The following is a 19,153-nucleotide window of genomic DNA, read 5'->3' as shown; positions in this document are numbered from 1 at the left end:
CAACAACAGTGAGATAGGAAAGGCAGAAACCATGAAAGACATCGTCGTTATCGGTGCTGGTGCCATCGGTATGGCCAGTGCTTTTCGATTGGCCAAAGAAGGCCATAACGTGACAATTGTGGACCCGGTCGCGCCGGGATCTAAGGCTTCGAGTCACAATGCTGGTTGGGTAGTGCCGACGATGAGCGAGCCAGTCCCAGCGCCGGGCGTATTAACGAAAGCGATGAAGTGGCTGTGGAAAAAGGATTCGCCACTGTATATCAGCCCATCTGCAGACTGGCGGTTTTATACTTTCTTGCTGCGAATGCTGCAGCACACCAGCGAGAAACGCTATGCAGCTGGCACTGAGACTCTGATTCAGTTGTCCAAGGAGACGTTTAGTACCTTCGATGAATTTGTTGACGAAGGCGTCGACGTCGACCTAGATTTTACGACGATGCGCACATTGTTTAAAGACACATCTGGCATGGATGCGCGTTTGGATGAGCTTGCACACTTTGCGGAGAACTTTCCGGGATTAAGCTACCGACGCATGGATGATGCGGAATTGCGCGCTTTTCATCCGAAGCTTTCGGAGGATGTGCAGGGTGGAATCGAATCACGCGGGGATGCACACCTCGATCCCACGAAGTTTATTGCTGCATTGCATAAAGCTTGCCAGGAAGCCGGGGTGGAGTTTGTTGCTTCGCGTGCGTGGTTGCGTGATCGTGGCTCTGGGAAAGCTCGCGTGATTGTTGACGGGGCGTTTATGGACCCGGATCATGTCGTAGTGGCTGCTGGAGCATGGACAGGGGAAGTGGTGAAGCAACTGGGGCAGCGCATTTCCCTCCAAGCAGGTAAGGGCTATGGTTTCGATTTCCCAGTGGGACAAGGCTGGCTTACCGATACGCTGTATATGACCGATGCCAAAGTAGTTGCCACACCCATGGGGGACCACGTGCGGGTTGCAGGAACCATGGGGTTCAGCGAAATTGATGAAAGCCTGGATCATGTTCGTGCTGGTGGCATCCTCAAAGGTGTGCAAAGCTTCTTTCCTGATTGGCCGGTCAACGAGTTTGATCTGGAACCCTGGCAGGGGATGCGTCCGATGACTCCGGATGGTTTGCCGCATATCGGTGCCTTACGCAAATTCCCAGATGTGGTTGTAGCCACAGGTCATGCCATGCAAGGAATTAGCCTGGCGCCACGCACCGCACAGTTGGTAGCTGGTGTGATCGCGGGCGAGACGATGCCTGAGTGGATGAAAAAGATTCATCCAGAACGGTTTTCGCGGCTGGGATGAAACCTACCGTGATTTGAACAGCACCTCTGAGATTTCCGCTTTGCTGACCTTCGCCATTTGCGCGTTGAGTGCGTCGATATCTGGTTGTTGGTCAGCTTTGTGCTTGATGATCAACCGTGCGGGTGCATCCGGGGAGAATTCGAAGGCAGCATAGCCCATCCCTTTGCTGCTGAAGATGTCGTAAAGCGCCTGCAAAATCTTCTTGCTTGTCTTGCCACCGTCTTTATTGTCTACACCTGCAACGGCAAAGTGCGTGGTTTGTAATGGTGCCATTATTCTCCTCGGAAATACGGTTTCCAGAATTACGCGTCTAGAGAGGTTCTAGCACTACCGAAAAGAGTATCTAGATGCGGCCGTTAAAGGCTTGCAGTGCGGAATCTTCACGGGTTCCACCACGACCATCCTGGTAGTCCTGGTAATCCTTAATCCAGCCGATCCGCGATACCCATTTCACGTGCTTGTATCCGTGGTTAGATTCTACGCGCAACCGCACCGGTGCACCCAGGTGGTTATCGATAGGTTCGCCATTACGGTCCAGTGCGAGGATGGTGTCATCTTCGTAGGCAGTTTCTAGGTCAATAGCGGCGTAAAATGGCTCACGGGGACGATCATCAATCATCTTTTGCGCCAGGCCATAGGACTCTATTAATACGTAGCGGGCCCCTTCTGGGCGTTCGCCTAATAGCTCGAGCGCGTCGGTAAGTTTCGGACCACGCCAGCGCGACGTGGCCGACCATCCCTGCATACAGGTGTGGGTGGCGATGTACGAGTGCTGGGGAAGGGCACGGAGGTCATCCAAGGTGATGGTCTTGTTGACGTCACGGACATCGTCAAAGACTGTCATTTCATAGCCGTCCCAGTTGCTATCGCGTTGTTCGATCCAGTACTCGGATTCGTCTTCCGTTGGTGGCAGACCGTTGGTCCAGTGGAATTCCGAAATATCGTCGTCAGTGTAGGCTTTCTGCTTAGCTCCGCGTGGGCGTAGTTTCTGCAGGAAGATTTTGCGGCCCCATTCGGTAGTAAGCACCAAGAAATTGTGGGCGCGGACGCGATCCGACAGCGACCAGTAGGAAAGTCCGATCCAGAAACAGACGACCAGCACGACGGTAAGCACCATGATGAACAGCGCCTGGCCTGCGCGTTCAGTGGACATAACGCCGAAGACCATGTTCGTGGTGTTGTGATTGCGGTGTACCAGCATGACCAGACCGACGTGCATGATTACGAAGCCGGACATCATCGCCATGCCGATGAAGTGCAGGGAACGTGCACCTTGATGCCCACCCCACATTTTTACGTACCACGGCATGGACTGGCGCACGGCAGGCGACATTGCGACGCCGGTTAGCATCATGAACGGAGCCAGGATGAAGATCACGAATGAGTACGTCAGCTGCTGCAACGCGTCGTAAGGCTGGAAGTGTTCGATGCCTGGCGCGGTGAACGACATGTATGTTTTGAACGAGTCCCAGGCATCGGGGAAAACATCCCAGGAAGTTGGGATTAGCCGTTTCCACAGCCCGGTGGCAAATAGCATAATGACGTAGAAGACGCCGTTAAGCACCCATAGCATCACGCCTAGGCCGTGCCAGTGACGGCCTAAGCCGATGTTTTCGCGGCCCGGAAGGGTGAAAATTGGGGAAGCGGACTTTTCATCCATTAGGGATGTGTAGACGCCTTCTTCTTTGGGAAGCTCACGCTTGGTGAACTTCAACCACTCGGTGCCTGGTGCGCAGTCATTGCGCCACCACAGGCGAGGCATGGAGGCGAGCATCTCCCAGCCGGAACGTAGGAGGATGCCGATCAGGACAAAGTTGATGAGGTGGCTGGCGCGGAGCCAGAGTGGAAAATCTGGATTAATTTCCATTGGCTGTTCCTTCAATCAAGGGGGTAGCAATCATGGGGCGTGATTGGGAAAAATCTTCGAAATTACTCTTTTATAACGTAACACTTATAAAATGAAAAAGACATTCAGTTACACTCGGTAAATTGGGGTTTTATGATTGAAAAGCCTTAGCTTTTCTTTGTGTGTGCAGGGTTAATAATCAGAAAATAGAACAAATAATGGGATTATTCTGGCGAAAGTCTCGCCCACGCTCTGTTCCGGATATATGTAGCCTGCTACGTGAAAACGCCCTCTTGGTCGCATTTCTGCGGTCAAGAGGGCGTAACTTTGGGGTGGCTGACGGGGCTCGAACCCGCGACACCTAGGATCACAACCTAGTGCTCTACCAGCTGAACTACAGCCACCATCGCTGCTCTAAAGCAGCACGCATTAGATTAGCGCATCATTGCGAATTTACAAAAACCGCTGGTAAGCGTCGGTAGCGGCGTCTTTTGCGTGTGCGGCGTCGTCGCTAGAAACCGCACCCGGATCCACAAAAACCGCGCGCCGGTAATAGTCCAACTCGCGGATCGATTCCACAATGTCTGCCAGTGCGCGGTGTGCCTGGCCTTTATCTGGCTGCTGGAAATACGCCCGCGGGAACCAGCGACGGGAAAGTTCTTTGATTGTCGAGACATCCACCATGCGGTAGTGCAGGCGCTGGTCTAGCTGAGGCATGTATTCCTGGATAAACCGGCGATCGGTAGCAATCGAATTGCCAGCCAGCGGAACCGCCCAGTCCGCTTCGCAGTGCTGGGTAATCAAATCTAAAACAGCCTGCTCGGCGTCACCGATGCTGGTGGTAGATTCCGCAATTTCCTTATCCAGGCCAGACGCTTGGTGCATGCGCACGACCACATCATCCATCTTTGCTAGTTCTTCTGTGCTGGCATGGATGACCGCAGAGTAGCCGTCGCCAAGAATGTTCAGGTTGGCATCAGTAACCAATGCCGCAACCTCGACGATGACGTGCTGCTTCGGGTCCAGCCCGGTCATTTCCAGGTCGATCCACACCAGCCGGTTGCTTTTTGCTGGGATATTAGCTGCAGCAGCGTCTTCGTTTGGCCGGGAATTTTCTGAATTAGTAGTGGTCATAAGCAAGAATTTCCTGTGGTGAAATATTTAGTCGGTTTTAGTCGGTTTTAATCAACGCTATCGGTGCCATCAGAGCATCTCAACTAACCCATCTTGGAATAAAAACTGCCGACCAAAGGTGCGATCAACGGTACGGGCACGATTTGGCTGAGTACGTTCATCGCCTTCGACAGTGGGCCGGGAACCACGCGGCGTCGGTTTTTTGCCATCGCCTCCAGAGTTTCGGCCGAGCATGACTCGTAGGTGGTCCATAAAAAGTCTGGCACGACCTTATCGACGATCGATTGTTCCTCATCAGGCACGACGGCATCGCGCACAGGCCCTGGGGCAAGCAGCGTGCAGCTGACGCCGGTGCCTTTCAGTTCGTAGTGCAACGCCTCGGTAAAAGCATTCACGCCGGCTTTGGTGAACACGTAGGTGGCATTGTTCGGGATTGGAATGTTGCCAGCGGCGGAACCCACGTTGCAGATTGCGCCTTCACCGCGCTCTAGCATGGGGCGGACAACCGCGTTGGTGATGCGGTGGACAGCGGTGGCGTTCAGGTGAAACTGGTTGGTTTCATAATCCCAATCCTGGTCGACGAATTTGCCGAAGCTTGCAATGCCAGCCGAGTTTATTGCGATAGAGACGTTTTTATCTTTCAGGTATTCCAACAAACCCGTGACTTCGTCGTAGTTGGACAGGTCTGCGGCAAAAACTTCGGCTGTGATGCCGTGGGAGCTGAGTTCGTCGGCAAGGGTTTGCAAGACTTGCTCACGGCGGGCGACGAGAATGAGGTTGTGCCCGGCTTTGGCGAGATCGCGTGCCATGGCCTCGCCGATGCCTTGACTGGCGCCTGTGACCAGGGCGTAGGAATTGGCGTGGGGGTGGGGAAGAGCCATGGTTCTCCTTAACGATGCGCGCTCACCGCAGTGGCGGAATTAAGGCACACCGGGGAGTCGCTGTTGCGTAGCTGTCTTGGGGTCTTGTTGCGTTCAACCCTACCTTGGTGCGTAAGTAGCGCGGGGCTGGAGATGGTGGTAATTGCGCTTCCTGACGGCAAAGACTATTGTTATCGTTGTGAGCCAGGGTTGAGCACATGCAAGAAGACCCAGGGCAGCAACTCCGGGAGCCCGTGCAGTGCACGGGCTCCCGTGCTATGTAAATCGGGAGGGGATTATGTTACTGGCTTATCTTCACGAAATAGGCCAGCCTGGTGCTTTTGTTCATACAAGTCACAGGCGGTTCTCTGATAGTCCGGCTTTTGGCTACGGAGGATTTTTTATTCCAGTAGATAACGCACGAGCGTTTGGTGCGCGCTTTGCCCATTTGAAACGCCAGTTGTTTGCTCCAGAGATACCTGCCGGGCGTGACCCAAATAGATGGGAAAAGAAAGGGGCTGATCTGTTATTCGCATTAGCTGCTGAAGAGCGTCCCGAAAATCTGCGAGTAGTCGGTGCGCTAATTTCATACCTTCGTGAATTAGAAGGAGCTCTTTTTTATTTTGCAGCAGAAAAACCTATAGGAACTCCGAAAGAAACAGATTCTGGTCCGGCTGAGTTTGCAGATCGAGAGAATACTGCTATGCGGGAATCGTTGAATAGGCTTGCGCGAGCGGCTGATTCGCGGAATGAACCAAAATTCATCACTCTCAGATTATGAAGTCGGTGAGACCGGTTTTTGATGTACGTGGAAATGTAGTTAGTTCACCAGCGAACCGAAATAAGTTGGAAAGAGTGAGGCGGGCTTCATTTCGGGAATGAGAGACTAAATTTTATCGTCAGTAGTCCGCTCTTGATTTGTCCTCTCTAAAAGTGCCCCCAGCAGGATTCGAACCCGCGACCGACGGGGTAGAAACCCGTTGCTCTAATCCACTGAGCTATGGAGGCCGGTAGATCGCGCCCATGAGCGCTGATCCGCATAAAAACTATACCGGATTGTCTAAGTAAGTGACACACGGGTTCAGAATCCCGGGCGATCGGTTGTAGGTTAGAGCCTATGCCTACCCCGACCTCTCGTGTGCGTTCCACCTGGCCCTGGTACTTGGCAATGCTGCTGGTCGCCGGTCTTGCCGCCGGCATTATTTCTGCGCAATTTCTCGCAGAATCACTCGCAGCGCTCGGTATCCCAGACCCAGGCATGCTGACCACCTTTGGTCTGCCATTTTTCCGCGCGGCTGCTTGGATTCTGGTCGCGCTCGCCGTCGGTTCCTATCTGCTCACCGCATTCCTCATTCCACCGCGGATGCCCGATTCTGCTGCAGGCGATCCCACCCCTAATTTTGGTCTTGCCCAAGCGCGCTTAAGCGTCGACGGACACCTGGCGGCGCGCACTGGTGCACTGAGCTTGCTTAGTGTCGCCGTCGTCGCACTGGTGATGGTCTCGATGACGTTTTCCGATGTCTCCGGCACCCCATTTTTTAGTACCTTCGCGCATTGGAATGTGGCCCTAGACCAGGTTGCCGAAGCGAAATCCTGGCTGATTATGTCGCTTATGGCTGCTGTTGTTGGCATCGTCGGTTTATTTGCGCGTCGCTGGACCATGCAGCCAATCTTGCTCATCGGCGCGGTACTCACCGTCGTTCCGCTGGGTATGGAAGGCCACTCGGCATCTGGTGGTGACCACGATTGGGGCACAAACTCCTACCTTTGGCATTTGGTGTTCATGGTGCTGTGGATCGGCGGGCTGACCGCCTTAATCGCACACTCGCGACGCCTCGGCGAGCATCTTGAACTTGCCGTTCGCCGCTATTCCACGTTGGCGCTGTTTGCTGCCGCGGTCATGGCAATTTCCGGCGTCGTCAACGCTGCCTTGCGTATTGGCCCACACCATCTCTTTACGACGAACTACGGCTGGATCATCACCGCCAAAACCGTGCTCACCCTCGTCCTCGTCGGCCTAGGCTGGCTTCACCGTCAGCGCAGCATCCCACAATTAGCGCAACGCCCACGCGTGTTCCAGCGAATCGCCGTTGTAGAAGTGCTCGTGATGGCACTGACTGCAGGCATCGCCGTAACGATGGGGCGCACCCCGCCACCTGCACCGGATGACCCAAACTTGTCGACGATGGAAATCACCGTCGGCTACGACATCCCATTTGAGCCAGACATTCTTAATGTGTGGACTATCTGGCGTTTCGACGTCATGTTCAGTGCATTGGGAATCCTTCTGGCCGCAGGCTACCTATATGCGGTTCGTCGTGCGCGTCGCACCGGGCACGACTGGTCGCGTGGTCGCACTGCCTGGTTCTTGTTGGGATCACTCGGCATGGCGGTGATTATGAGCTCGGGCGTCGGCATGATCATTCCGGCGACCTTCTCCATGCACATGATCGGCCACATGCTGTTGTCGATGACCTTCCCGGTGTTCCTGGTGTTGGGCGCGCCGCTGACGCTGATCATGACGGCTTGGGAGCCAGGTGAGGCGGGCAAGCCGAACCTGCATGATTGGACTCGGGCGTTCTGCCAGTCGCGCGGGCTGTCCATTATTACCTATCCGCCAGTGAACCTCGCGCAATTCATCTTTGTGTTTTATGCGTTGTACTTGAATTTTGATTGGTACCAGGCTGCGATTTCGGATCACGCCGGTCACGTGATCATGAACTGGGCATTTTTGGTTTCTGGCTACATTTATTTCTGGGAAGTCATGGGGCCGGATCCTTTGCCGGGGCGTAAGCAGCCGTTGGTGCGTTTGGCCTGGCTGTTTTTCTCCATGCCGATTCACCTCTACCTGGGCGTGTACATGATGCAGCTCACCGAGATTTACGGTGAGGAGTTTTACACCTCGATTAACTTGCCATGGACGATTGATTTGCTGGCGGATCAGCGCGTTGGTGCTGGTATTGGTTGGGCCGCCGGTTCGTTCCCGCTGATCGTTGTATTCGGTGAGCTATTCCGACAGCTGTTTACTTATGACCGCGAACAGCAAAAAGCCATCGATGCGGAGATGGACCGGGTGCCAGATCATAATCTCGCCCACGCTGGTCTTGCCGACGCAGGCCTCGTCGACGCTGATCTTGCCGACGACGACCTTGCCGACGACGACCGGCTTTATGCACAGAAAACTGTTGGTGTTCAACAGTCTGAAAAAACGCCGAAAAAAGACTTTGGATTCGATAATGATTCTGGTAATGAATTAGATTTATACAATGCGATGTTGGAAAAGATGAGCCGCGGAGAACACATCGAGGATGAGTATCACGAATCCGAGATGGGCCAATCCCGTTTCCGTAGGAAACGTGGCGGGGATGGCTCCGGCTGGGGGAACTCCCCGGAATAGGGGCTTGGAGCGCGCCAACACTTGCCGGCAATCCTCTGACTGTCAACTACCAAGGAATTTTTCGTTATGAAAAAGAGCCCACTCGCCGTTGCGCTGAGCGCACTGGCTACTGCTGCACTCTGTTTGACTGCTACGCCAGGTACCGCTGGTGCTTCGCCGTCGGCAGAGGTCTCGAGCTCAGGCTCCAGTTTGTCGTCAGAAGATGGTAGCTCCAGTTCAAGCTCTAGCCGCCATGCGGTTGGGGTGCGAGGGGATTCCACAAACCCAGGCAAGCAATTGGTCACAATGGGGGATTCGTTTACCGCTAACGGCCACGTTCGTGGTTTCCGCTGGTTGCAGCGGGGAACACCACAAGAAAGTTTGGGTTCTTCGTCTAGTTCGAGTAATTCCGGTAAAGGTTTCGTCCGGCCGGTTGAATTAGGCCTGAGTGGGTGTGGGCAGGATCCAGATAACTGGCCACGTCAGTTGGCAGGCATGACTGGGCGTAGCTTGGGTGATTACTCATGTAACGGGGCAACTTCCCGCAGCGTCGTTGAGCATCAGCTGGAGCAAGCTGTGCGCGATGGCAATATCGGCCCGGCTACCGAGGAAGTTGTGATTGCGGTGGGCGGCCTTGATCCGTGGCGGTTTAAATTGGATGAGATTCCATTTCCGTACCCACAGGCAGTGATTGACCGCTACAAAGCCCGCGTAGCGAATATCACTCACCAGGTGCGTGAGCTCGCACCGAATGCGCGGGTGACTATACCTTCGTATTTGAGTGTTTCCTCACCGCAAGGTCACGTTTGCTTCGTCAATGTGATCCCGAATCAGCCGCTGGGCTTTATCGTGCCGGGCGCACGCCAGGTGGAAGCAGCTCTGGCGAATGTGCAACGGGAGGCGGCAGCGGAAGCGGGCGCGCGATTCGTCGACGTTCGTGCCGCAACGCGTGATCACCACACCTGTGCGCCCGATGCTGAGCGTTATGTATCTGCGGTGTGGCTGGATATTACTTCGCCAACCCACACCATGGCTATGCACCCGACAACCAAGGGTTCGCAAGCTATTGCTGCTGAAATTGCGCGTTAACTTCCGCATATAGCCTTGGGTGACGCGAGTAATACACCCTGGCACATCGTAATTTCCGGTATGGCAGGGTATTTGTGTGTGCAACTGTGCCAGCACAATTCGTGCGATTTCTGTGGATAACTGTATTTATTCACAACCAGGCGGCCGCCGTGATTGGTTTGGCCATCGTTTCCCCTGACACTAGGTGTTACCAGCGCAGATCGCGTTGGTTACCTAAAGATTTGGAAGGGGAGCGCACACTATGTCGCAACACCACATCACCATCACCGGTCGGATTACCCAAGAGCCCAGCCTGCGTCGCGTCGCTGGAGGAAATTGCGTGCTTGATATGCGCGTTGCTTCCTCTCGTGCGGTGCGTGACGAGGAACAAGAATCCGGGTGGCGGGATTATGACAATCTGTTTCTGGACGTTGAAGCCTGGGGGCAATTGGCTGTTAACACAGCTGCGAGCTTGCACAAAGGGTACCCAGTAGTGCTGGTGGGGTCACTGGTGACCCAGCAGTGGGAAGATAATGAGGAAAAGCGACACTCGAAAACGGTGTTGAAGGCCACCCACATTGCCCCAGACCTTGCACACTATGCCGCAGCCCTGACCAAGAGGAAAGCAGATCGTGATGATAATGGCGGGGTGGTTCTTAACGTCGAAGGCGTCGTCTTTGATCAGGATGCGCTTGCTAGCCCATCTGCATCCGGGTTTGCGGACAAATCAGCGACTCCGTTTGGCGAACAATCAGCAACGGATAATAAGAAAGCAAACAAGCAAGCTACAGAAAACGCCGCAGTGCCTGTCGGTGCACACTAGCTAGCCACAGTGACGCCTATATCGTGCGGGATCCGTGGTGGGGCGGCAGTTAAAGTCATGTATTCTCGTCAGAGATAAAGATTTAGTGTCGTTCCACCTAATTTCGCGAAGGGGAAATATGGGCGAGTTCATCTATACGATGAAAAATGTACGCAAAACTGTTGGTGACAAGGTCATTCTTGACGACGTCACCATGGCTTTTTACCCCGGCGCAAAGATCGGCGTCGTCGGCCCGAACGGTGCGGGTAAGTCGTCGATTTTGAAGATCATGGCCGGAATGTCTGAGCCATCCAACGGCGAAGCATTCTTGGATCCGGGTGCTACCGTCGGCATCCTGCAGCAGGAGCCACCGCTGAACGAGGAAAAGACTGTTCGCGGCAACGTAGAAGAAGGTCTCGGCGAGATCTTTGAAAAGAAGCAACGCTTTGAAGCCATTGCAGAAGAGATGGCCACCAATTACACCGACGAGCTCATGGAAGAGATGGGCAAGCTCCAGGAAGACCTGGATAATGCGGATGCTTGGGAAGTCGATTCCAAGATTGAACAGGCTATGGAAGCGCTGCGCTGCCCGCCTTCGGATGAGCCCGTCACTAACCTTTCCGGTGGTGAGCGCCGTCGTGTAGCTTTGGCGAAGCTGCTTTTGTCGGAACCAGACTTGCTACTTCTTGACGAGCCAACTAACCACCTGGATGCCGAGTCCGTGCACTGGCTGGAAAAGCACCTGGAAAACTACCCGGGTGCGGTTTTGGCAGTGACCCACGACCGCTACTTCCTGGATAATGTTGCGGGCTGGATTTGTGAGGTTGACCGCGGCAAGCTGCACCCTTATGAGGGCAATTACTCGACCTACCTGGAAAAGAAGCAGGAGCGTCTGCAGGTTGCTGGTAAAAAGGACGCCAAGCTGCGTAAGCGTTTGAAGGATGAGCTGGAATGGGTTCGCTCCGGTTCCAAGGCGCGTCAGGCGAAGAACAAAGCGCGTTTGGAGCGCTACGAGGAAATGGCTGCCGAGGCCGAGCAGTACAAGAAACTGGACTTCGAAGAAATCCAGATCCCTACGCCTCCACGTCTGGGCAACAAGGTTGTCGAAGCAGACAACCTGACCAAGGGTTTTGGCGACCGTACCTTGATCAAGGATTTGTCGTTCACCTTGCCACGCAATGGCATCGTGGGCGTGATTGGTCCCAACGGTGTGGGTAAGACCACGCTGTTCAAAACCATCGTTGGCCTGGAAGAAGCAGATGCGGGCAAGGTCAGCGTCGGTGAGACAGTGCAGCTGTCATATGTAGACCAGAACCGGGAAAACATTGACCCAGAAGCAACCGTCTGGGAAGTCGTCTCCGGAGGGCTGGACTATATCCACGTGGGCCAGAACGAAATGCCTTCGCGTGCGTATCTTTCTGCATTCGGTTTCAAGGGCCCAGATCAGCAAAAGCCATCCAAGGTGCTTTCCGGTGGTGAGCGCAACCGTCTGAACCTGGCGTTGACACTGAAAGAGGGCGGAAACCTGATCTTGCTCGACGAGCCAACTAACGATTTGGACGTTGAGACTTTGGGTTCGCTGGAAAACGCGCTGGAGAAATTCCCGGGCTGCGCCGTGGTTATTTCCCACGACCGCTGGTTCTTGGACCGCACCTGTACCCACATTCTGGCCTGGGAAGGCAACGTGGAAGAAGGCCAATGGTTCTGGTTCGAAGGTAACTTTGGCGACTATGAGAAGAATAAGGTGGAACGACTCGGCGAGGAAGCTGCTCGTCCATCCCGCGTCACCCACCGTAAGCTGACTCGCTAACGCTACTCGGTAGTAACAGGCGAGCCACTCTAGAAAGGTTTCCAAGGTTTTCCATGGCAGATAACCCGGCAATTCATCAATATCGCGTGCCTTTGCGCTGGTCGGATTTCGACCGCTATGGGCATGTGATGAACGCCAATTATGTGGAAATCGCCCAAGAGGCTCGCCTGGCGTACAAAGAGGCTTATTTTGATCCCGCTGGGATGGAAGATTTTGCTGCTTTTGTGCGCAAACTGGACCTAGATTTCCGGAAACCGATTGAGCCGGAAGGCAATTCGGTGCTGTTGGTGGAATCCCAGGTCGTTGAGGTAGGAAATTCTTCTTTTGTGACCCGCCAAGAGATCAAGGATAAACACGGGCGTATTGCTTGCGTGGTGGAAACGGTCTCTGTGGCTGTGGATATGGATACGCAGATGCCACGCCCGTTGACGGAGGAAGAACGTGAAGTTATGCGTTTGGAATCCACCCTGGCTAAAGCTGCTGATAAAGCAGAAGCAGAATCGGGTTCTGGACCCAGCGCTAGGGGAGTCCAGTTAGACTCGCTCGGTGATGAAATCAGCTACGACGATGAAATTTCCTATGGCGATGAGGTCGACTACGGCGATGAAGTTGGTTACGGTGACGAAGTCGATTATGGCGATGAGATTGGTTACGACGATTAATGTCTGAATCCCTCGAAGTCACAGCAGGTGGCCCTGGGCTACGCGCATTGGTTTCGCGTGCCGTTGGCTTGGACGCGAGCGCGTCGGCTCGGTTTCGAGTTCTCAAAGACGACGTCGGGGATGGTGACCTCATTGATGTTTTCGTGACCACCCCTTTTGAAGTGGTTGCTTGCCGCCGTATCAAAGGCACAGTATCCCGCGACGGTGCTGTGGTGGCAGCCAGTACTTTGCTGCATTGTTTGGAAACCGGACAGACTCATCTGGGGCCTGCCCGTGATACCTCTTGGCCAGGCGCGTTGCCACCGGCTGAGGGGTTCCAATTATTGGATAATTTGCCGGTGCATGTAGTGCGCGAACTCGCCGATAAAGGCCGGGATCTGGCCCGGCAATTTTCTGGGCCGATGGGCCCACCGCAGAGTTTGATGAACCAAACGGTACTTACCGTGAAACCGGAAACTGCCACCGACATGCACAGTGAACTCACAGTAAACCCTCAGTCTGCGAGTGCTGGCAGTAGTGAAGAAGTAGAAATCCCAATGCGGATGATTTTCGCCTGCACAAACTTAGGACTAATCCCGGGCTTCTCGGCACCCATGAATATTCCGCGTCACCTGCGGGTTTCTGCACAGGGCCGCTGGGCTCGTATAGATGCTCCCTTTGGTAGCGTCTACCATGCGCGCGGGTTGGCAATGCTGTTTTAGCCCCAAGTCGGGTTGTAATAGCAGCGGCACGCCACGCAAAGTAACAGTTATTTTCTAAAGAAAGATTCCCGCTCACGCTGGTTTCACAGCGTAAGCGGTATTTTTTCGGCATTCTGAACTTTCGGCCAGAGAACTGCCTGGAAGTCGGAAGTAATGCTGCAAGGAATTTTCAGTAACACGCGTTAGGGTTGGAGACATGCCAGATACTGTCCAACACACACCAGCCGTCACGGGGCGCATCATCGGAGTTGACGTCGCCCGTGGCATCGCCTTGCTGGCGATGATCATCGCACATTTATACCCGCTCAAAGGTTTCGCTGGAGCGTTCCTCGAAGGCTTTCCGTCGGCCCTATTCGCGGTTCTTTCCGGAATATCGATGACTATCATATTCAGCAAGCGCGGCGCCGTCGATGTTTTTATTCGTGGTGTCATTCTCGTGCTCATCGGCATCGTGGTTACCCCGTACGCCGGAACCATCATCGTGGTACTCAAAGCACTGGGTATTGGGTATATCGTGTTCGCATTACTGCAAATCCCACGCTGGTCCACTAAGTGGGTAAGCTTTGGATTCATCGTATTGCTCGCAGTATCTGGCATCGTGCGCGTGATTACGCTGCACACCACCTTGCATGCGTTGTTGCGTGAGCCGTATCCCATCGTGATGTGGCTGGCCTACATGGCGGCCGGTGTGCTTTTTGCGCACTGGTTGCGTGCCAATAACTGGCAGGTCACGCCATTTTCCACCAGAGGGTTCCTAGCTGCTGCTGCGGGGGTTGTGATTTCCGTGTTGGGCGTGTTGGCACGCGATTGGGTGGATTCGGCATATGCCGTCGCCACGCGAAACAACCTCGGGATTGCCGTGCACGGATTTTTGGACGCGAAGCCGCACAGCGGCGGGCTTGTCGACGGGCTAGCAACCATAGCGGGCTCGCTCACCATCATCTTGTTGTGCCTGCTGCTCGTCCAGACTGATCGTTGGGTCTTCCCACTCAAAGCAATGGGATCCATGGCCCTGACGGTGTATCTGGGACACGTGATTTCTGCCGGCATCATCAACCGTGGGCACATCGCCACCCAGTACCCAGAGCTGGCCATCGCCACCGTCGTGGTCGCGGTCGTCGGCACGAGTATCTGGGCAATGTTCTTCCGCTATGGCCCACTGGAATACGTGCTTGGAAAGGTGGCGCGCACAGGATCCCAGGCCGTAAATGGCCTGAGTGGCAAGCGAAGTGATAACCACAGCAGCAACCACGGTGGATAGTCACTGCGACAGCATAAACCCGACTAATAACTAATACCGATTCCGTATAGAAAGAAGCTCATTATGTCTCAGACTTCTAAGAACTCCAAGACCTCCCGTTTGCTGGCCATCGCCGCCCCAACCGTGGCTCTTGGTGCCACACTGGCTGCTGCCGTACCTGCGCAAGCCTTGATCAGTGATCAATTCGCTGAAGACAGTGTGCACGCTAATGCCGTGGTTTCCGAGCAGATCGGCGACGACGGCGACGAGGACGGAAACTGCACCGGTACCGCGGTGGCGGATTATTGGGTGGTGACCGCACGGCACTGCCTGGAAAACTCCGAAACCCCGGGCGGTAGCGTTCGCATTGGCCAAGGAGATGATCAAAAGCGGGTGAAGGTTGCGGACTGGTACAAAGCTCCAGCTGGTGATATCGGGTTGATTCGTACCGCGGAGCCAATTGGCTTGAAAGAATATCCGGAGATCATGCAAGAAACCCCGGCTGAGGGCGCAATCGAATCTTATGGCTGGTCTTCAGAGGGTACCGGCAAAACCGAGAAACTGCCCAAGGCAGATGGCAAAATCACAGAGCTGAATAATTTCGCGTTATTCGGCGGTGAGCAGGCTGCAATTGCTCGCCTAGATAATGATGCGGAATTCCAGCAAGGCGATTCCGGCGGACCGGTATTCATGGACGGCAAGCTTTACGGTGTGCTTTCGGCAGCGTTTAACCCAGATGATCCAGAGTCGACAACTTCTCCGGAATCTGTGGTGGCTCCTGCAGCCGAAAGCTACGACTGGATGATTCAGACCATGATCGAGCAGTCTGAGTCCGTCAGCTCTGAGGAAGCGAATGTTTCGCAGGGCGGCGGCAATACCTCCACGGACAGCACTGCCTCGGCTGCTGGGGAATCTGCAGATGATTCCAGCAACACCACCTGGTGGCTGCTTGGCGGCGGTGCGGTACTGGTAGCGCTGGTTGTCGGTTTGGGTATTGCGCGTAAGCCGAAGAAGTAGTAGGGCAGTGCTAGTGCAACGGAGCTAGCCCAGCGGTGCTTTCTCAACGGTGCTAAGGCAACGATGCTAGTGCAAGGGTGATATCGCCTGGTCGAGAACTTCGGCTAGGCGTTTATTGCTGCCGGTAGCTTGGCTATAAAATCGGGCGTGCACGAAGGCCTCGCGTAAATATGGTCTACCGGCGGCGGCTTCACGCTGCATGGTTGCCTCGTCGCGGACAGCAAAGCGCTCGGAAGCGATCTGGTAGCCGGCTTTACGGCACAGTTGCTCGAAGAAAATGAACTGCGTTCGGGTATTGCCTTCGCGAAAAACATGTATGACGTTCAGTTCGCCCCAGATTTCAGCTAATTCTTGCACGAATTCTTGTTTTTCCAGGCCGCGCAAATAATTCTTTTCGGCTAGCCTGCGGTATTGCTTGCGGGCATCCTCGTGCATGATTTCCGTGCCCGGATAATAGGTGAAAGCCATCGTCGGATTATCGGGGTCATCTGGGTGTAAAACATTAGGGCCTTCTTTAGTCATCCACCCGTGTGGGCCGACGCGAGGTTCCCCAGCCCAGTCATACACATCCTGGAAGATGTAGCCGTGAATTGCCTTCATATGCGCGTAGTCGAAATCGCCTGTAATTGGCCTTAGTCTGAGCTCATGCATCCGAAGAAAGCTTGCAGCCTCTTCTTTGGCGTGCAATATATTCGGGTTTGGCTCACCGTACGGCTTGCCTGGGGCCCGAAATTTATTACGGACCGTTTTGGTACCGGGAATGTAGTAATCTTCCCAGCTATTATACCCCCACCGCTGTTCCGGCATTAGAACCCATCGATGTGGGCGAGGGCGCGTTGCACAGCTTCATCACCGGAGATTTCCCCACTAGCAATTAACCGCCCAAGATCGCGGATATAGGGATCGGAAACTGAATGACCAGCTGCTCCAAGTGCGGCATCAGCAAGCGTTTGAGCTTCGGCAACATCTTCTGATTCCGTGATGACAGCGCTAGATTGAGCAGTCGCAGTGCTTGCTTTGGTCCCTGGCGCAGAACGCCGCAAAGGTACAGACATAAGAAAACCTCCGAGTTTCTCGTGCATTTCAGTTTACCCGGAAGGGCTTTAGAATGCAGGAGCTTCCTCGGAGGTTTTCCCAGCTCAGATCCTCATTTCAGGCGCCCAGTTCAGAGACTATTGCGCTGATTGGCGGTGGCATCCTTTAGCGCATGGTTAGCGCAAATTTAGCGCTTCGGCACGTAGCTTCCCTCGTGCTGGTATAGCTCCGAACCTTGCTCGCGGAACTCTTGGGCCTTTTCTTCCATGCTCTCTTCGACGGCTTCGCCATTGGCTTCCGCTACAGCAGCAGCGACATCATCGTCGACGGGCTTTTGGAAGGCTGGCATGCCCAGATCCGCCATATCGTCGCTGAATGCATCGCGAATATCTTGGCTAATGCGCATGGAACAGAACTTCGGGCCACACATTGAGCAGAAGTGCGCGGTTTTCGCTGGCTCCGCTGGCAGGGTTTCGTCGTGGTAGGCCTGCGCGGTGTCTGGGTCTAGCGACAGCGCAAACTGGTCGTGCCAGCGGAATTCGAAGCGTGCCTTCGACATGGCATCGTCCCATTCGTGCGCGCCAGGGTGCCCCTTGGCGACGTCTGCCGCGTGCGCGGCCAGCTTGTAGGTGATAACACCGGTTTTGACGTCGTCACGGTTCGGCAATCCCAGGTGCTCCTTTGGCGTGACGTAACACAGCATTGCGGTGCCGCCCATCGCGATATTGGCAGCGCCGATCGCGGAAGTGATGTGGTCATAGCCAGGGGCAATATCGGTAACCAACGGCCCGAGAGTATAAAACGGGGCGTCATTGGTCCAGGCCTGGGCGTGCTCATTATTGACCTGCACCTTGTCCAGTGGAACGTGGCCGGGGCCTTCGACCATCACTTGCACGTCGTATTCCCAGGCACGCTGGGTCAGCTTGCCGATGGTCTTCAGCTCCGCAAACTGCGCGGCGTCGTTGGCATCAGCAATGGAACCCGGGCGTAGGCCGTCGCCCAGTGAGAAGGCGATGTCGTAGCGGGCGAAGATCTCGCACAGCTCGTCGAAGTTCTCGTACAGGAACGATTCCTTGTGGTGGGCCAGGCACCAGCCGGCCATGATGGAACCGCCGCGGGAAACGATGCCGGTCACGCGTTTGGTGGTCATCGGGATGTATGGCAGCAGCACACCAGCGTGGATAGTCATGTAGTCCACACCTTGTTCTGCCTGCTCGATGACGGTATCGCGGAAGATCTCCCAAGTTAGATCCTCAGCCACACCGTTGACTTTTTCCAGGGCCTGGTACATCGGCACGGTACCGATCGGAACCGGCGAGTTACGCAAAATCCATTCGCGGGTGGTGTGGATGTCATCGCCGGTGGATAGGTCCATCACGGTATCTGCACCCCAGCGGGTAGCCCAGCGCAACTTGGAGACTTCTTCTTCGATGGAAGAAGTCACCGCAGAGTTGCCGATGTTGGCGTTGATTTTGGTGAGGAATTTCCGGCCGATGATCATTGGCTCGGATTCCGGGTGGTTGATGTTGTTCGGGATGATCGCTCGGCCACGGGCGATCTCGCTGCGCACGAACTCCGGATCGCAGTGTTCGCGTAGCGCAACAAACTGCATTTCTTTGGTGATGATGCCTTGGCGCGCATAGTGCATCTGGGTGACAGTTTTGCCTTCTTTGGAACGCAGCGGCGGGCGTGATTCACCCTTCCATTCCTGGCTAGCGGCGCCACGGCGTTGCGCGGAGCGGCCGTCGTCGGCAAGATCGCGTCCACGGCCGTCGTACTCTTCCACATCGTCGCGGTCCTTGATCCACTGCAAACGCAGCGGCTTTAGCCCACGGTGCACATCGGCCTGCGGGCCGCGGGTGCGGTAAACGCGGAAAGGCTTGTTGGGGCCGGTGGGGGAATCATCAAGCTGAATCTCGGTTTCTGGAACTTCCAGGTCACCCTCGCGAATCGGGGAGTAGGAGTGCTTGAAATGAATCTCGTCTTCGGGGGCAGCGGTGTGCGCGTCATGGTTCGCCACAGTGCCCACCTCCTTCCTACGTTGGTACTAACCAACAGGTTCGAACGGTGCTCACGCGGTATTAGCGTGATCTCAGCCCTGTACCAGCAGGGCACCCGTGTGTGGTGCGTAAACTTGTCGACGGCTGCGTCCTGCGGGGCCTAAGGTAGGCGCGCTGAGTTTTCGTAAATCGATAGCTTTATCGAGAAATTTCAAAATTGTGGCGCATTTCGCAAAACCGTTGCTGCTAGCTTACAACACGTACCCTAGTGTAAGGCAAAGAGCTTTCGGCACCACCCCTTGTCGGAAACTCGTAATGCA

At 54.9% G+C, this 19,153-nt stretch carries 17 protein-coding genes, 2 tRNA genes and 1 riboswitch; of the genes, 10 read left to right on the top strand and 9 right to left on the bottom strand.

Translation table 11 applies throughout. The annotated features are described in order from the left end of the window. Positions 1-31: 31 nt before the first annotated feature. Positions 32-1,282, top strand: a complete 1,251-nt coding sequence (locus O146_RS0106990; protein WP_027018032.1) for an NAD(P)/FAD-dependent oxidoreductase — start codon at positions 32-34, stop codon at positions 1,280-1,282. Between the two features lie 3 nt (positions 1,283-1,285). Here O146_RS0106990 and O146_RS11430 read toward each other — a convergent pair whose 3' ends face one another. From O146_RS11430 to cmrA, 5 genes are all read right to left on the bottom strand, one after another. Then, entirely contained in the window at positions 1,286-1,555 is a 270-nt protein-coding gene (locus O146_RS11430; RefSeq protein WP_051619318.1) for a hypothetical protein, read from the bottom strand. 70 nt (positions 1,556-1,625) lie between these two features. Further along, positions 1,626-3,149, bottom strand: coding sequence for a molybdopterin-dependent oxidoreductase (locus O146_RS0106980; protein WP_027018031.1), 1,524 nt, complete (start codon positions 3,147-3,149; stop codon positions 1,626-1,628). A 307-nt stretch (positions 3,150-3,456) separates the two neighbouring features. Further along, a tRNA-His gene (locus O146_RS0106975) sits at positions 3,457-3,532 on the bottom strand. Between the two features lie 49 nt (positions 3,533-3,581). After that, positions 3,582-4,262, bottom strand: a complete 681-nt coding sequence (gene orn, locus O146_RS0106970; RefSeq protein WP_051619317.1) for an oligoribonuclease — start codon at positions 4,260-4,262, stop codon at positions 3,582-3,584. An 83-nt stretch (positions 4,263-4,345) separates the two neighbouring features. Further along, positions 4,346-5,143, bottom strand: coding sequence for a mycolate reductase (cmrA, locus tag O146_RS0106965; RefSeq protein ID WP_027018029.1), 798 nt, complete (start codon positions 5,141-5,143; stop codon positions 4,346-4,348). Positions 5,144-5,420: 277 nt separating this feature from the next. Between cmrA and O146_RS11425 the strand changes: the two genes are divergently transcribed. Then, positions 5,421-5,903 carry a DUF3800 domain-containing protein gene (locus O146_RS11425; protein WP_051619316.1) on the top strand — a complete coding sequence of 161 codons (483 nt, stop codon included), beginning with the start codon at positions 5,421-5,423 and terminating at the stop codon, positions 5,901-5,903. A gap of 153 nt (positions 5,904-6,056) precedes the next feature. On the opposite strand, the gene O146_RS0106955 is transcribed toward O146_RS11425, so the two are convergent. Further along, positions 6,057-6,130, bottom strand: a tRNA-Arg gene (locus O146_RS0106955). 109 nt (positions 6,131-6,239) lie between these two features. On the opposite strand from O146_RS0106955, the gene O146_RS0106950 reads away from it, so the two are divergent. The 8 genes from O146_RS0106950 (at position 6,240) to O146_RS11405 (ending at position 15,798) form a co-directional block, all read left to right on the top strand. Next, positions 6,240-8,519 carry a bifunctional copper resistance protein CopD/cytochrome c oxidase assembly protein gene (locus O146_RS0106950; RefSeq protein WP_027018028.1) on the top strand — a complete coding sequence of 760 codons (2,280 nt, stop codon included), beginning with the start codon at positions 6,240-6,242 and terminating at the stop codon, positions 8,517-8,519. Positions 8,520-8,585: 66 nt separating this feature from the next. Further along, on the top strand, positions 8,586-9,587 hold the full coding sequence (locus O146_RS12195; RefSeq protein ID WP_051619315.1) for a GDSL-type esterase/lipase family protein: 1,002 nt from the start codon (positions 8,586-8,588) through the stop codon (positions 9,585-9,587). A 241-nt stretch (positions 9,588-9,828) separates the two neighbouring features. Then, positions 9,829-10,389, top strand: coding sequence for a single-stranded DNA-binding protein (locus tag O146_RS12190; protein ID WP_023018307.1), 561 nt, complete (start codon positions 9,829-9,831; stop codon positions 10,387-10,389). Positions 10,390-10,507: 118 nt separating this feature from the next. Beyond that, positions 10,508-12,178 (top strand): energy-dependent translational throttle protein EttA, encoded by a 1,671-nt coding sequence (gene ettA, locus O146_RS0106935; RefSeq protein ID WP_021352961.1) that lies wholly within the window; start codon positions 10,508-10,510, stop codon positions 12,176-12,178. 53 nt (positions 12,179-12,231) lie between these two features. Continuing rightward, on the top strand, positions 12,232-12,840 hold the full coding sequence (locus O146_RS11410; RefSeq protein ID WP_023018306.1) for an acyl-CoA thioesterase: 609 nt from the start codon (positions 12,232-12,234) through the stop codon (positions 12,838-12,840). Further along, positions 12,840-13,541 carry a DUF8185 domain-containing protein gene (locus O146_RS0106925; protein ID WP_027018027.1) on the top strand — a complete coding sequence of 234 codons (702 nt, stop codon included), beginning with the start codon at positions 12,840-12,842 and terminating at the stop codon, positions 13,539-13,541. The genes O146_RS11410 and O146_RS0106925 overlap by 1 nt, the downstream gene beginning before the upstream one ends. Before the next feature lie 196 nt (positions 13,542-13,737). Further along, complete coding sequence (locus O146_RS0106920; protein ID WP_021352964.1) at positions 13,738-14,802, top strand: DUF418 domain-containing protein; 1,065 nt, start codon at positions 13,738-13,740, stop codon at positions 14,800-14,802. Positions 14,803-14,865: 63 nt separating this feature from the next. Continuing rightward, positions 14,866-15,798 (top strand): trypsin-like serine protease, encoded by a 933-nt coding sequence (locus O146_RS11405; RefSeq protein WP_023018304.1) that lies wholly within the window; start codon positions 14,866-14,868, stop codon positions 15,796-15,798. A gap of 66 nt (positions 15,799-15,864) precedes the next feature. On the opposite strand, the gene O146_RS0106910 is transcribed toward O146_RS11405, so the two are convergent. From O146_RS0106910 to thiC, 3 genes are all read right to left on the bottom strand, one after another. Further along, positions 15,865-16,449 (bottom strand): Fic/DOC family protein, encoded by a 585-nt coding sequence (locus O146_RS0106910; RefSeq protein ID WP_255342460.1) that lies wholly within the window; start codon positions 16,447-16,449, stop codon positions 15,865-15,867. A gap of 155 nt (positions 16,450-16,604) precedes the next feature. Continuing rightward, positions 16,605-16,853, bottom strand: coding sequence for an antitoxin VbhA family protein (locus O146_RS11400; RefSeq protein ID WP_023018302.1), 249 nt, complete (start codon positions 16,851-16,853; stop codon positions 16,605-16,607). Positions 16,854-17,020: 167 nt separating this feature from the next. Further along, complete coding sequence (gene thiC / locus O146_RS0106900) at positions 17,021-18,862, bottom strand: phosphomethylpyrimidine synthase ThiC (RefSeq protein WP_208853944.1); 1,842 nt, start codon at positions 18,860-18,862, stop codon at positions 17,021-17,023. Further along, positions 18,850-18,962, bottom strand: a riboswitch (TPP riboswitch). Its footprint overlaps the gene before it by 13 nt. Positions 18,963-19,153 lie beyond the last annotated feature (191 nt).

The sequence above is a fragment of the Corynebacterium pseudodiphtheriticum DSM 44287 genome, from assembly GCF_000688415.1.
Classification (GTDB): domain Bacteria; phylum Actinomycetota; class Actinomycetes; order Mycobacteriales; family Mycobacteriaceae; genus Corynebacterium; species Corynebacterium pseudodiphtheriticum.
Note: the sequence above shows the minus strand (reverse complement) of the source record. Positions and strands in the feature narration are given on the sequence as shown.

Bases quoted from the DNA above. Each gene is read 5' to 3' on its own strand.
- O146_RS0106990 (WP_027018032.1), top strand. From the start codon at position 32: ATGAAAGACATCGTCGTTATCGGTGCTGGTGCCATCGGTATGGCCAGT.
- O146_RS11430 (WP_051619318.1), bottom strand. From the start codon at position 1,555: ATGGCACCATTACAAACCACGCACTTTGCCGTTGCAGGTGTAGACAAT.
- O146_RS0106980 (WP_027018031.1), bottom strand. From the start codon at position 3,149: ATGGAAATTAATCCAGATTTTCCACTCTGGCTCCGCGCCAGCCACCTC.
- orn (WP_051619317.1), bottom strand. From the start codon at position 4,262: ATGACCACTACTAATTCAGAAAATTCCCGGCCAAACGAAGACGCTGCT.
- cmrA (WP_027018029.1), bottom strand. From the start codon at position 5,143: ATGGCTCTTCCCCACCCCCACGCCAATTCCTACGCCCTGGTCACAGGC.
- O146_RS11425 (WP_051619316.1), top strand. From the start codon at position 5,421: ATGTTACTGGCTTATCTTCACGAAATAGGCCAGCCTGGTGCTTTTGTT.
- O146_RS0106950 (WP_027018028.1), top strand. From the start codon at position 6,240: ATGCCTACCCCGACCTCTCGTGTGCGTTCCACCTGGCCCTGGTACTTG.
- O146_RS12195 (WP_051619315.1), top strand. From the start codon at position 8,586: ATGAAAAAGAGCCCACTCGCCGTTGCGCTGAGCGCACTGGCTACTGCT.
- O146_RS12190 (WP_023018307.1), top strand. From the start codon at position 9,829: ATGTCGCAACACCACATCACCATCACCGGTCGGATTACCCAAGAGCCC.
- ettA (WP_021352961.1), top strand. From the start codon at position 10,508: ATGGGCGAGTTCATCTATACGATGAAAAATGTACGCAAAACTGTTGGT.
- O146_RS11410 (WP_023018306.1), top strand. From the start codon at position 12,232: ATGGCAGATAACCCGGCAATTCATCAATATCGCGTGCCTTTGCGCTGG.
- O146_RS0106925 (WP_027018027.1), top strand. From the start codon at position 12,840: ATGTCTGAATCCCTCGAAGTCACAGCAGGTGGCCCTGGGCTACGCGCA.
- O146_RS0106920 (WP_021352964.1), top strand. From the start codon at position 13,738: ATGCCAGATACTGTCCAACACACACCAGCCGTCACGGGGCGCATCATC.
- O146_RS11405 (WP_023018304.1), top strand. From the start codon at position 14,866: ATGTCTCAGACTTCTAAGAACTCCAAGACCTCCCGTTTGCTGGCCATC.
- O146_RS0106910 (WP_255342460.1), bottom strand. From the start codon at position 16,449: ATGCATGAGCTCAGACTAAGGCCAATTACAGGCGATTTCGACTACGCG.
- O146_RS11400 (WP_023018302.1), bottom strand. From the start codon at position 16,853: ATGTCTGTACCTTTGCGGCGTTCTGCGCCAGGGACCAAAGCAAGCACT.